The 11,627-nt window shown below is 63.8% G+C and carries 11 protein-coding genes and 1 tRNA gene; 3 read left to right on the top strand and 9 right to left on the bottom strand.

What is annotated here, in order from left to right; genetic code table 11:
• The first annotated feature begins 58 nt into the window (after positions 1-58).
• On the top strand, positions 59-712 hold the full coding sequence (locus ASC48_RS14775) for a hypothetical protein (RefSeq protein WP_055456496.1): 654 nt from the start codon (positions 59-61) through the stop codon (positions 710-712).
• 320 nt (positions 713-1,032) lie between these two features.
• Here the strand turns inward: ASC48_RS14775 and ASC48_RS14770 are convergent.
• From ASC48_RS14770 to ASC48_RS14755, 4 genes are all read right to left on the bottom strand, one after another.
• Positions 1,033-1,123: transfer RNA gene (locus ASC48_RS14770), tRNA-Ser, on the bottom strand.
• 237 nt (positions 1,124-1,360) lie between these two features.
• Positions 1,361-1,636 carry a sel1 repeat family protein gene (locus tag ASC48_RS14765; RefSeq protein ID WP_208975740.1) on the bottom strand — a complete coding sequence of 92 codons (276 nt, stop codon included), beginning with the start codon at positions 1,634-1,636 and terminating at the stop codon, positions 1,361-1,363.
• A 417-nt stretch (positions 1,637-2,053) separates the two neighbouring features.
• The gene (locus tag ASC48_RS14760) at positions 2,054-2,578 is read right to left on the bottom strand and encodes an ureidoglycolate lyase (protein WP_208975739.1); all 525 of its coding nucleotides are present in this window, start codon (positions 2,576-2,578) and stop codon (positions 2,054-2,056) included.
• Positions 2,575-3,405, bottom strand: a complete 831-nt coding sequence (locus ASC48_RS14755; RefSeq protein WP_055456495.1) for a bifunctional allantoicase/(S)-ureidoglycine aminohydrolase — start codon at positions 3,403-3,405, stop codon at positions 2,575-2,577. The genes ASC48_RS14760 and ASC48_RS14755 overlap by 4 nt, the downstream gene beginning before the upstream one ends.
• Before the next feature lie 388 nt (positions 3,406-3,793).
• Between ASC48_RS14755 and ASC48_RS14745 the strand changes: the two genes are divergently transcribed.
• Together ASC48_RS14745 and ASC48_RS20185 are read left to right on the top strand one after the other, a co-directional pair.
• Positions 3,794-4,918, top strand: coding sequence for an AI-2E family transporter (locus tag ASC48_RS14745; protein ID WP_055456493.1), 1,125 nt, complete (start codon positions 3,794-3,796; stop codon positions 4,916-4,918).
• Positions 4,919-4,963: 45 nt separating this feature from the next.
• Positions 4,964-5,347: an MbcA/ParS/Xre antitoxin family protein gene (locus ASC48_RS20185; RefSeq protein ID WP_341860384.1), complete on the top strand. Its 384-nt coding sequence runs from the start codon at positions 4,964-4,966 to the stop codon at positions 5,345-5,347.
• A gap of 355 nt (positions 5,348-5,702) precedes the next feature.
• Here the strand turns inward: ASC48_RS20185 and ASC48_RS14740 are convergent, their stop codons facing one another.
• From ASC48_RS14740 to ASC48_RS14720, 5 genes are read right to left on the bottom strand one after another with little or no spacing between them, the layout of a single operon-like run.
• Positions 5,703-5,918, bottom strand: coding sequence for a formate dehydrogenase subunit delta (locus tag ASC48_RS14740; protein ID WP_055456492.1), 216 nt, complete (start codon positions 5,916-5,918; stop codon positions 5,703-5,705).
• Positions 5,908-6,726, bottom strand: coding sequence for a formate dehydrogenase accessory sulfurtransferase FdhD (gene fdhD, locus ASC48_RS14735; RefSeq protein ID WP_055456491.1), 819 nt, complete (start codon positions 6,724-6,726; stop codon positions 5,908-5,910). The genes ASC48_RS14740 and fdhD overlap by 11 nt, the downstream gene beginning before the upstream one ends.
• Positions 6,723-9,602 (bottom strand): formate dehydrogenase subunit alpha, encoded by a 2,880-nt coding sequence (fdhF, locus tag ASC48_RS14730; RefSeq protein WP_055456490.1) that lies wholly within the window; start codon positions 9,600-9,602, stop codon positions 6,723-6,725. Before fdhF ends, fdhD begins: the two co-directional genes overlap by 4 nt.
• Positions 9,599-11,143, bottom strand: coding sequence for a formate dehydrogenase beta subunit (locus ASC48_RS14725; RefSeq protein WP_055456489.1), 1,545 nt, complete (start codon positions 11,141-11,143; stop codon positions 9,599-9,601). The genes fdhF and ASC48_RS14725 overlap by 4 nt, the downstream gene beginning before the upstream one ends.
• Positions 11,140-11,619, bottom strand: a complete 480-nt coding sequence (locus tag ASC48_RS14720; protein WP_055456488.1) for a formate dehydrogenase subunit gamma — start codon at positions 11,617-11,619, stop codon at positions 11,140-11,142. Before ASC48_RS14720 ends, ASC48_RS14725 begins: the two co-directional genes overlap by 4 nt.
• Positions 11,620-11,627 lie beyond the last annotated feature (8 nt).

Raw genomic sequence — 11,627 nt, 5'->3', positions numbered from 1 at the left:
ACGTAACGCCGTCAAGGCATAAAGAACGGGTCGCACTCGAACAGTGAGCCGTCGCTTCATGTCTCTTGCTAAAAGACCGCCGCCTGCCGTTGACGAGAAAAAGGTCCGCGCTCTACTCGAAGCCTACGCGTGCCCGGTTCCGTTTCACGAAGTCAGAACACGATTCCTGGGAAATATTGCGACGCCATCTATGTCGGCCTCGCCGATCGCCGTCGTGAAGAACCTGTGGGGCGGCGAACTTCCCGAGTTCGAAAGCCTCGATGCAGTCAACGAGCTGATCGGCGTGCTCGTAAATGGCCTCTGGAACTCCCTCACGCGTCACCAGAGGCGCAGCGAGCCCTTCCGCCTGGTTCGACCCACGGTGCAGGAAAGCAGGGTCGGGCTCGCAGGATTGGCGCTGATACGTCGGCAGGAACTCGACGGGTTCGTCGAGGGGCTTTTCAACGGCGCGGAAGTCCTCGACCTGCCACAGAAGGCATCCGCCTCGCTCGACATCCTCGGTGAGATGCGCGCCCTATTCGCTGGCATCCACGAGGTCGCCAGCGATGCCGCCAAGCCTGCGGAGTCATCCGAAATCGCCACGACGATGAAGCACCTGCGGGAAATGACCCGGATCGCGGATACCGAGATTAATCGCGTCGTTCTGGACTGCACACGCGCTCGGCGGCAGCTGATGGGCACGGTAGGCACGGCCAAGCCGACACGCCATTGAGGGTGTGTGGGTTTACCCAGACGCTCGCATCGAAACACAGCACTATGCCCACCACGGGCTGTCTCTCTCGGCCCGCCTGCCGACGCAAGCGCCGGAAACCCATCAGGTGGAGCCATAAGCCAGGCGATTGAGAAAACTGTGCTTTCATTGACCGAACCGGGCCGGGCGAGGTTCGCTCGGTTAGAGACGGAGGGCTGTTCGGAGACAGAAAGTGGACCCGGCGCCAGTCTCCGAGGTTCGGGCGTCTCGGCTAAGCGCCTTTGAAACAAAAAGAAAATGGCCCCCAACGGGAGGCTCATCTCGGGTTCGCTACAAGATAATGGCGGAGAGGATGGGATTCGAACCCACGAGACGCTTTTGACGTCTACTCCCTTAGCAGGGGAGCGCCTTCGACCACTCGGCCACCTCTCCAGTGGAGACCCTGATAAAGGATCTTGCGCTGAATGCAAGTGATTTGCGCAAGGGGCAGTGGATTCTGGAAGGCGGTTCAGCAGGTTGGGGAAAACTCGTGTCTTGCCGGGGCAAGAACCGCAGAAAAAGGCCGGCTGTCGCGGAACTGGCGGCCAGCCCGTCACCTTGAAACTGAGTGATCATGCTTTGCCGGTGCGCCGGTCGCTTTGGCCGGAGGGCGCTGTCCGGTGCGCTGTGTCACTGCAGGCGCAGCCATTCGCGGGCGAGGCGCTGGGCCGTGGCAATGTCTGCGGCCGTCATTTCGCCGGAAATTTCCTTGCGGTAGCGCGCGGCCTCCGTGTTGCCTTTCATGGCGGCAAGGTTGAACCACTTGTGGGCGCTGACGAGATCAGCGGTGCCGGTGCGGCCGGCTGCGCAATCAAGGCCCATCTGGAAGAGGATGCTGGCCGGGGTGCAGGCGTCGGTGCCGCCCATGATGGCCATGCCGGCCTGGTGCATTTCAAAACGTGCCATTTGAGGTCCCTGTCTTCAAACCCCGCCTTGCGGAGGTCCTGCCCTTGCAGTGTTTTGTCGTCGTCCCTGTTGATGACTTCGGCCCGGCGCTCTTTGAGGCTTCTGTGTGCCTTGGTCTGGAAGCAGCTCCATCTTTGCGGAGATTGCCTGCTTCCTTGAGGGAAATACTGCCCGGACGGGCTGAAAGGGCCGTTAAAACTTTAACTTAATGCAATTCAAACAAGACTCTAACCAGATGTAAAATTTACATCCGCTTAAGCAGGAAGCGGCTGAAAGCAGTTTGGAATCAGCCCCCGCTGCTTACACTTCTCAGGACCGTGGTGACGCTTTGTTCACCACGGTGGAAGAAGTTGGCGAGGAAAGACATGAAAAGACTGGAAAACGCTGGGGGCAGATGTGCGGCCGGACGGTATCCGCTCAGCCGCGCGTGACCTCGAAAGGCGTGTCGAGCCAGTGCTCTTCCAGATTGGCGCTGCTGCCAATGCGGTCGATGACGGCAAAGAGACCGGGCGCTTCCAGCGGTGTCAGCACCCCGTGCCATGTGCCGCGCAAAAGGTTGATGGCCTGACCGGGCCGGGTGAGGAAAGCGCGGGGCGTGCCGGGGCGGCCATTCTCATCCTCTGCGGCGATGACGAGGAAGGACGTGAGGCTCATCGGCACGAAGGCCTGGCTGCCGTCCGGATGGCGCTCCAGCATCTCCAGCCGGTAGGGCAGGGTGCGCGGTTCGGCCTTGAAGAGGGAAAGCCCCGCCCGCCCGCCCGGTCCGAAATCAAGCCGCGCCCGGTCGTGAAAGCGGCCGCACAGGCCCTGATTGATCAGCCGGTCCGGCGCGCCCTCCGCCTCCAGCACATCGCCGAAGGGATGAAAGGCTTCTGCCGTCAGCGGCTCGGTGACGATCCGGGGCAGGTGGGGGCCGGATGCCGTTTCCGCGGCCCGTGTCATCGGCTAAGCACTCCGGAGAGCTTGGCGTGGCGGTTCACGTCCTTGTAGAGCAGGTAGCGGAAGCGGCCGGGACCGCCCGCATAGCAGGCCTGCGGGCAGAAGGCGCGCAGCCACATGAAGTCGCCCGCTTCCACTTCCACCCAGTCCTGATTGAGCTTGTAGACGGCCTTGCCCTCCAGCACGTAGAGCCCGTGTTCCATGACATGGGTCTCTTCAAAGGGGATCAGCCCGCCCGGCTGGAAGGTGACCACATTGACATGCATGTCGTGGGAAAGGTCTGACGGATCGACAAAGCGGGTGGTTACCCAGGCGCCATTGGTGCCGGGCATGGCGACGGGCTCGATCAGCTTTTCATTGGTGACGAATGCCCTTGGCCGGGCGATGCCGGGGGCATCCTCATAGGCCTTGCGCACCCAATGGAAATGAGCGGCCGTGCTGCCGGGGTTGGTCAGCGTCCAGCCGCTTTCCGGCGGCAGATAGGCAAAGCCGCCCGGTTCCATGATGTGAGTGGTGCCATCGACGGTGAGGCTGAGCGTGCCTTCGGTGACGAACAGCACGCCTTGCGCCTGTGGGTCTGGTTCTGGCGCGGAAGAGCCGCCGCCGGGCTGCAGTTCCATAACATACTGGCTGAAGGTCTCGGAAAAGCCGCTCATCGGCCGGGCAATGATCCAGCAGCGCAGGCCGGTCCAGCCCGGCAGATAGGATGTGACGATGTCGGAAAACACGCCTTTGGGAATGACGGCATAGGCAGGCGTGAAAAGGGCGCGGCCCGTGTGAAGGGCCGTCTGGGACGGAAGACCGCCCTGGGGCACATGATAACCGGACATGATGTCTCTCGAAGGTGGGTTTTATGAAAGATGGCGGGCCCGTTGCGGGCCTTTCGCGCCACCTTAGACCGGAAAGCTGAAGGCTGGCGAGCCCCCGGCGCCACATTCAAAGACTGGTTCAGCGCAAAAAGGCGGCAAGATGCCCAGCGGAAGGACGGGCTGGAGCGGCACATGGGCGGGTCTGTCTGCGGCACGTTGACCAGTCATTTGCACTCCATGGATTTTTTGCGCCTGATCGGGTGATGGCGGTGGCAATCGGCCCCGCGATTTGCCATCTTTCCGGCACGAGGCGGCGGCAGATTGCGCAGGCGGGGAAAACGCCCCGCAGCGAGGCCCGCAATGGGCGGCCGGGACGCCGGAGCAGGAAGAGATCGGACCCGATTCCGTCATGGATCACTCAGTGAAGGAAAACGTGCCAGTCACACAGGATGTGACTGCCCGTGTGCGCCGCCCGTTGATTACAGACATGGCCGCCGCACGGTGGCTGCTGCTGTTCGTGCTCGGTGCCTCCATCTGGTTCTTCCACGGCTTCATCGTGCCGGTGCTGGCGGCGACCGTGATTGCCTTTGCCAGCTGGCCGCTGCTGCGGCTGATCGAGCGGCGCCTGGCCTGCGGGCGCATTCTGGCCGCAAGCCTGATGGTGCTGATGATCATCGGTTTCATCGTCGCGCCGGTCACCTATGCCATGGTCTATGCGGTGGGCGAATCCCAGTCCTGGATCAGCTGGGCTATCGCGGTGAACCAGCAGGGCGAGGCGGTGCCGGACTGGATTGCCAACCTGCCGCAGGCGGGGCCCTGGCTCACCATTCAGTGGGACAAGTATATCGGTCATCCGGGCGCCATCGGTGAACTCATCCAGCTCGTCAGCGGCGCCAATATCGGCACCATCTACCGGGGCATTCTGACTGCCGGCACCATGGCGTTTCATCTGGCGCTGACGCTGGTTTTCATGCTGATCGCCCTCTTCATCCTCTACCGGGACGGGGAAAAGATCGCTGCGCAGATCGACCGGGTGGGCCAGCGCATCCTGCCGGAGCGCTGGGACCGGCTGTCGCGCGTCGTGCCCGCCACCATCAGTTCCACCGTCACTGGCATGACGCTGATCGCCATCGGCGAGGGCATCGTTCTCGGCATTGCCTATGCCATCGCCGGGGTGCCGTCACCGGTGACGCTTGGCGTCATCACCGGCTTCATGGCGCTTATTCCCGGCGGCGCCCCCTTGGCCTTCTCATTGGTCTCCGTCTATCTGGTGGCCAGCGGATCCACGGTCGCCGGCGTTGCCCTGTTCATCTGGGGCACGACGGAGCTTTTCATCGTCGACAAGACGATCCGCCCGCTGCTCGTCGGCGGCCCGGTGAAACTGCCGTTCCTGCCCACCTTCTTCGGCCTCATCGGCGGCGTGAAGACCATGGGCATCGTCGGCCTTTTCGTCGGCCCGGTGCTGATGGCCCTGCTGGTCGCCATGTGGCGCGAATGGCAGCGGGAGATCGATGTCTCCTCGCGGGTGAGGTGAGAGGGTCTCTTTCGATTGAGGGCAGGGTACGGCATTCTCATCTGAATGAGGAAATGCCGATGCCCTTGTCCGTCAGTCTGTTCCCCTTCTTCAAACAAGCGCGCTGCTGACCAAGGCGGTGCTGCAGGCTGCGGACAGGCTGGGTGTTTCAAACCTGCAGCTGTCAGCCATTCTGGGTGTGTCTGCGGCAGAGGTTTCCGAGTGGCGGTGCGGGGAAAACCTGCTACTGGATCTCATGAACTTGCGGTTCTCTTCGTCCGCAGCTTCTGCGCGCTCGATGCCATGACCGGTGGCGATGAGTTGGCGGGGAAGCGGTGGCTGTCAGCGCCAAACGCGATATTTGCGGTGCCACCCGTTGAGCGAATGGTGCATGTCCAAGGGCTGACTGACGTTACAGCCTATCTCGAAGCCAGAGTTGCCCGCCTGTGAGGCCGGAAAACGGTACTGGCTCGCCGGCATCAGCTGGAATGATCCAGGCCATAACCTCACCTTCGTCATCCGGCCAAGCGAAGCGCGAGCCGGGACCGGTGAGCCGGGGTGCGTGTTGGTTTAATGAATTCCAACTTATAGACTGTGACTCACCGGTACCGGATTTCCGCTTCGCTTCGTCCGGTATGACGATGGAAGGGGGGCGGGCAGTCGATCTCCCGGTCAGCCTGACTCATTAGGAACTACAATTTCCTTATGCCAAAGCGCTTATATTCTGACGCTTCACGCCTTGAAATTGCTCAGGCGCCGCGCGGATTTGACCAGCTCCCGCAGTCAGGCTCATCGGGAGTTGGTGCTACTGCGGCCTTCTGATCTTTTCTGAAGCTTCCAGCACCAGCGGGCGCAGGCCTTGGCCGCCGGTGTCGATGATCTCGAAGAGCTGGCGGCGCATGCGCGGCTCCCAGAAGTCGTTGATATGGGACGCAACGCCCTCGACGCCTTCGGCGTGCGGCTTGGTTTCCATGAACTTGGCGATCTGGTTCGCCATGTAGACGAGCTTGTCAGGCGACATGGACGTCCTCTTGCAGCTTGATCCGGTCGGGATGGGTGAAAATCTCGAAACTGTCTGCCCGTACCAGCGCCGCCAGCGTGATGCCGCAGTCCTGCGCAAGATCCACGGCGGCCAGCGTCGGGGCGGAGACGGCGATGAGCACGGGCGCGCCGAAACTCGCGCATTTCTGCACCATGTCGATGGAAATGCGCGAGGTGATAATGAAGGCTCCGGCGCGGCTCCGGCCGGCATCCTGCCGCAGCAGCGCGCCGGTCAGCTTGTCGAGGGCATTGTGGCGGCCAACGTCCTCACGCGCAGCGATGATCTGTCCGCCCTGCCAGAAGGCGGCGGCGTGGGCGGCGCGGGTTTCGTCCTGCAGCGGCTGATGGGCGGTAAGGCTCGCGGCGGCGGCAAGCACCTCCGCTTCGCTCATGGCAAAGCCCGTATCGGGCACCGGGGGCAGGGGGCGGCGGGCGGCCTTCAGGCTGTCGAGCCCGCAGAGCCCGCAGCCGACCGGCCCGGTGACCGTGCGCCGCCGGTCGTTGTGGCGCGCGCCTGCGTTTTCGCTCAGCCAGATGCGCAGGTCGATGCCGTCTTCCGTTTCCGCGATCTCAAGCTCGCGGATTTCGTCCGGTTCGGCGATGCCTTCATTCAGCGAAAAGCCATAGGCGAAATCTTCCAGATCCGCCGGGGTTGCCATCATCACGGCATGAGTGGAGCCATTGTAGGACATGGCCACCGGCACTTCCGCCGGCAGCCTGCGCTCTCCCTTGCCGCTGCGGCCGCGCGAAATGCGCAGCCGCGGGATGCTGGCGCTGGTCCTGCTCATTCCGCCGCCGGAAGAATGCGGCGGGACTGGGCAGCCCGTGCGGCGTAGTCTTCCTGCCAGGTGGAAGGGCCGTTGGACGGGCTGATCTGCACCGCCGTCACCTTGTATTCCGGGCAGTTGGTGGCCCAGTCCGAGAAGTCGGTGGTGATGACGTTGGCCTGCGTGTCCGGATGGTGGAACGTGGTGTAGACCACGCCCGGCGACACCCGGTCCGTTACCTTGGCGCGCAGGGTCGTTTCGCCCGAGCGGCTGGCAAGGCGCACCCAGTCGCCATCCTTGAGGCCCCGGTTTTCCGCATCATGCGGGTGAATCTCCAGGAGATCCTCCGCGTGCCAGACCGTGTTGGCGGTGCGGCGGGTCTGGGCACCCACGTTATACTGGCTGAGGATGCGGCCCGTGGTCAGCAGCAGCGGGAAGCGCGGGCCGGTGCGCTCGTCCGTTGCCACATATTCAGTGCGGATGAACTTGCCCTTGCCGCGTACGAAGCCGTCGATATGCATCAAGGGCGTGCCTTCCGGGGCCTTCTCGTTGCAGGGCCACTGCACCGAGCCCAGCTCCTCCAGCTTCTCGTAGCTGACACCGGCAAAGGACGGCGTCGTCAGCGAGATTTCCGCCATGATCTGCGAGGGGTGGGTGTAGGTCCAGTTGGCGCCCATGGCATTGGCCAGCATCTGGGTGATCTCCCAGTCGGCATAGCCGTTCTTCGGGGCCATCACCTTGCGCACGCGGTTGATGCGGCGCTCGGCATTGGTGAAGGTGCCATCCTTTTCCAGGAAGGTCGATCCGGGCAGGAACACGTGGGCGTAATTGGCCGTCTCGTTCAGGAACAGGTCATGCACGATGACGCAGTCCATGGCGGCAAGCCCGGCGGCCACGTGCTTGGTGTCCGGGTCGGACTGGAGAATGTCCTCGCCCTGGCAATAGAGGCCCTTGAAGGTGCCGTCGACGGCGGCATCCAGCATGTTGGGAATGCGCAGGCCCGGTTCCTTGTCCAGCTCCACGCCCCACAGGCTCTCGAAGATCTCGCGCACGTGGTCGTTCTTCACATGGCGGTAGCCGGGCAGCTCATGCGGGAACGAGCCCATGTCGCAGGAGCCCTGCACATTGTTCTGCCCGCGCAGCGGGTTCACGCCCACGCCCTTGCGGCCGATGTTGCCGGTCATCATCGCAAGGTTGGCGATGCCAATCACCGTGGTGGAGCCCTGCGAGTGTTCGGTGACGCCGAGGCCATAATAGATCGCCCCGTTGCCGCCGCGGGCATAAAGCCTTGCGGCAGCGCGCAGCTCCTCCGCTGGAACGCCGGTCAGCGCCGCCGTTGCCTCCGGGCTGTGGCGCGGATCGGAGATGAACTCAGCATAGTCCTGGAACTCGTCCCAGTCGCAGCGCTCGCGGATGAAGGCCTCGTCAAACAGGCCTTCGGTGACGATGGTGTGGGCGATGGCCGAAACCACGGCCACGTTGGTGCCGGGCTTCAGCTGCAGGTGGTGCGCGGCCTTGATATGCGGCGACTTCACCAGATCGATGCGGCGCGGATCGATGACGATCAGCTTTGCGCCCTGGCGCAGGCGCTTCTTCAGGCGGCTGGCGAAGACCGGGTGGCCGTCCGTCGGGTTGGCTCCCATGACGATGACCACGTCCGTGTGCTCGACACTGTCGAAGTCCTGTGTGCCCGCAGACGTTCCAAATGTCTGACCGAGGCCGTAGCCGGTGGGCGAGTGGCAGACGCGGGCGCAGGTGTCCGTGTTGTTGTTGCGGAACACGGCGCGCGCCAGCTTCTGTACCAGATAGGTTTCCTCATTGGTGCAGCGGGAGGAGGTGATGACGCCGACCGACTGGCGGCCATGCTTGGCCTGGATCGCCTTCATGCGGGCGGCGGCAAAGTTCAGCGCCTCGTCCCAGGAGACTTCCCGCCAGGGATCGGTGATCGCCTCGCGGATCATCGGCTTCAGGATGCGGTCCTGATGCTGGGCATAGCCCCAGGCAAAGCGGCCCTTGACGCAGCTGTGGCCCCGGTTGGCCTTGCCGTCCTTGTAGGGCACCATGCGCACCAGCTCGTCGCCGCGCATTTCCGCCTTGAAGGAGCAGCCAACGCCGCAATAGGCGCAGGTGGTGACCACGGCCCGCTCGGGCGTGCCGGTCTCGATCACGCTCTTTTCCTGCAGCGTTGCCGTCGGGCAGGCCTGCACGCAGGCGCCGCAGGAGACGCAGTCAGAGGAGAGGAACGTGTCGCTCATCATGCCGGCCGAGACGCGGCTGTCAAAGCCACGGCCCTCGATGGTCAGCGCGAAGGTGCCCTGAACTTCCTCGCAGGCCCGCACGCAGCGGGAGCAGACGATGCATTTGGACGGATCATAAGTGAAATAGGGGTTGCTCTCGTCCTTGGCCAGCCACAGCGGATTGACGTCGCCCCCCGCATTGCGGGCGCGGAAATGGGTGTCCACGGCCTCATAGCGCACCTCGCGCAGGCCCACGGCACCGGCCATATCCTGCAGCTCGCAGTCGCCATTGGCCGCGCAGGTCAGGCAGTCCAGCGGATGGTCGGAGATGTAGAGCTCCATCACCCCCTTGCGCAGGTCCTTCAGCTTACCGGTCTGTGTGTGGACCACCATGCCCGGCGCCACCGGCGTGGTGCAGGAGGCCGGCGTTCCGGCGCGGCCCTCGATCTCGACAAGGCAGAGGCGGCAGGAGCCGAAGGCATCCAGCATGTCGGTGGCGCAGAGCTTGGGTACGGAAATGCCTGCTTCGGATGCGGCACGCATGACGGAGGTGCCTTCCGGCACGCTGACCTCGAAGCCATCGACAGTCAGGGTGATCATCTTTTCGGACCGGGCGGCGGGGGTGCCGAAGTCACGGTCGAGCAAACGGGAGTCCTTCATTCCGCGGCCTCCTTCATCCTGTCAAAATCTGCGGGGAAATGGGTCAGGGCGCTCATGACCGGGTAGGGCGTGAAGCCGCCCAGGGCGCAGAGCGATCCGGCCTTCATGGTGCTGCACAGGCTTTCGAGCAGCTGAATGGCGGTGGCATCGCCCCGGGCGATCCGGTCCACCGTCTCCACGCCGCGCACCGCGCCGATGCGGCAGGGGGTGCATTTGCCGCAGGATTCGATGGCGCAGAATTCCATGGCAAAGCGCGCCTGCGCCAGCATGTCCACCGTGTCATCGAAGACGACGATGCCCGCATGGCCGATGAGCCCGCCGGCAGCGGCGAAGGCCTCGTAGTCGAAGATGGTGTCGAAAAGGGCCTGCGGGAAATAGGCGCCGAGCGGGCCGCCCACCTGCACCGCCTTCACCGGGCGTCCGGTGATCGTGCCGCCGCCGATTTCATGCACAAGTTCGCCCAGCGTCAGGCCGAAGGCGGTCTCGTAAAGGCCGCCATGCTTCAGGTTCCCGGCCAGCTGGATCGGGATGGTGCCATGGGAGCGGCCGACGCCGAAGTCGCGGTAGAACTGGGCGCCGCGGTCCATGATGACCGGGATGGAGGCCAGCGACATGACGTTGTTGACGACCGTCGGCTTGCCGAACAGGCCTTCCAGTGCGGGCAGCGGCGGCTTGGCGCGCACGATGCCGCGCTTGCCTTCGAGACTGTTCAGAAGCGACGTTTCCTCGCCGCAGACATAAGCGCCCGCACCAACGCGCACTTCCATGTCGAAAGCATGCGGCGAGCCCAGCACGGATGCGCCAAGAATGCCCTCGCGACGGGCAATCTCGATCGCCTTCTGCATCACCGCGATGGCATGCGGATATTCGGAACGGGTGTAGATATAGCCCTTGGTCGCGCCCACGGCGATGGCGGCAATCGCCATACCCTCGATCAGCACGAAGGGATCACCCTCCATGATCATCCGGTCGGCAAAGGTGCCGCTGTCGCCTTCGTCGGCGTTGCAGACGATGTATTTCTGATCTGCCTTCGCGTCCGCAACGGTCTTCCACTTGATACCGGTCGGAAAACCCGCGCCACCGCGCCCGCGCAGGCCGCTATCGGTGACCTGCTTCACGATCTCGGCAGGCGCCATGGCAACGGCTGCTTCAAGGCCGCGCAGGCCCTTGTAGTGGCGGTAGTCCTCCAGCGACAGCGGATCGGTGACGCCGCAGCGGGCGAAGGTGAGGCGTGTCTGGCCCTTGAGGAAGGGGATTTCCGAGGTGAGGCCATGGGCGAGCCGGTGGGCGCCGCCGGTCAGGAACCCGGCATCGAACAGGGACGGCACATCCGGGGCCTTTACCGGGCCATAGGCCACACGGCCCTGCGGGGTGCGCACCTCGACCAGCGTTTCCAGCCACAGCATGCCGCGCGAGCCGTTGCGGATGATGGTCACTTCGAGATTACGGGCGGCGGCTTCCTGTTCAATGGCAGCGGCGACCTTGTCCGCACCAACGGCCAGTGCTGCCGCATCGCGGGGGACGAAAATGGTCACGCTCATTTGCCGATCCCTCCCAGCATTTCGTCGATGCCTTCGTCATCGAGCCGGGCAAACAGCTCGCCGTCCAGCATCGCGGCCGGGCTCTGCGCGCAAAGGCCGAGGCAGTAGACCGGCTCCAGCGTCACATCACCGTCCTTCGTGGTGCCATGCCAGTCGATGCCAAGCCTTGCTTTCAGCTTTTCGGCCAGCGCATCGGTGCCCATGGACTGGCAGGCTTCGGCCCGGCAGACCTTCAGCACGTGGCGGCCCGCAGGCTCCGGGCGGAAGTCGTGATAGAAGCTCATCACGCCGTGAACTTCCGCGCGCGACAGGTTGAGACCGTCTGCAATCACGGGCAGGGCGTCCTGCGGCACGTAGCCGAAGGCCTCCTGCACAGCATGGAGAATGGGTAGAAGCGGCCCTTCAAGAGCCGAATGAGCCGTCACGATCTCCTGCGTCAGGGAGCGAATCGTGTCGGCAGACAGATGTGCCGTCATGTGTTTTT

Origin of the sequence: Pannonibacter indicus, assembly GCF_001418225.1 — a bacterium.
In the GTDB taxonomy this organism is placed as follows: Bacteria; Pseudomonadota; Alphaproteobacteria; order Rhizobiales; family Stappiaceae; genus Pannonibacter; species Pannonibacter indicus.
This window is presented reverse-complemented; position numbering and strand designations above follow the sequence as displayed.

Excerpts from the sequence above, each read along its gene's own strand:
- ASC48_RS14775 (WP_055456496.1), top strand. The coding sequence starts at position 59 with ATGTCTCTTGCTAAAAGACCGCCGCCTGCCGTTGACGAGAAAAAGGTC.
- ASC48_RS14765 (WP_208975740.1), bottom strand. The coding sequence starts at position 1,636 with ATGGCACGTTTTGAAATGCACCAGGCCGGCATGGCCATCATGGGCGGC.
- ASC48_RS14760 (WP_208975739.1), bottom strand. The coding sequence starts at position 2,578 with ATGACACGGGCCGCGGAAACGGCATCCGGCCCCCACCTGCCCCGGATC.
- ASC48_RS14755 (WP_055456495.1), bottom strand. The coding sequence starts at position 3,405 with ATGTCCGGTTATCATGTGCCCCAGGGCGGTCTTCCGTCCCAGACGGCC.
- ASC48_RS14745 (WP_055456493.1), top strand. The coding sequence starts at position 3,794 with ATGGATCACTCAGTGAAGGAAAACGTGCCAGTCACACAGGATGTGACT.
- ASC48_RS20185 (WP_341860384.1), top strand. The coding sequence starts at position 4,964 with ATGAGGAAATGCCGATGCCCTTGTCCGTCAGTCTGTTCCCCTTCTTCA.
- ASC48_RS14740 (WP_055456492.1), bottom strand. The coding sequence starts at position 5,918 with ATGTCGCCTGACAAGCTCGTCTACATGGCGAACCAGATCGCCAAGTTC.
- fdhD (WP_055456491.1), bottom strand. The coding sequence starts at position 6,726 with ATGAGCAGGACCAGCGCCAGCATCCCGCGGCTGCGCATTTCGCGCGGC.
- fdhF (WP_055456490.1), bottom strand. The coding sequence starts at position 9,602 with ATGAAGGACTCCCGTTTGCTCGACCGTGACTTCGGCACCCCCGCCGCC.
- ASC48_RS14725 (WP_055456489.1), bottom strand. The coding sequence starts at position 11,143 with ATGAGCGTGACCATTTTCGTCCCCCGCGATGCGGCAGCACTGGCCGTT.
- ASC48_RS14720 (WP_055456488.1), bottom strand. The coding sequence starts at position 11,619 with ATGACGGCACATCTGTCTGCCGACACGATTCGCTCCCTGACGCAGGAG.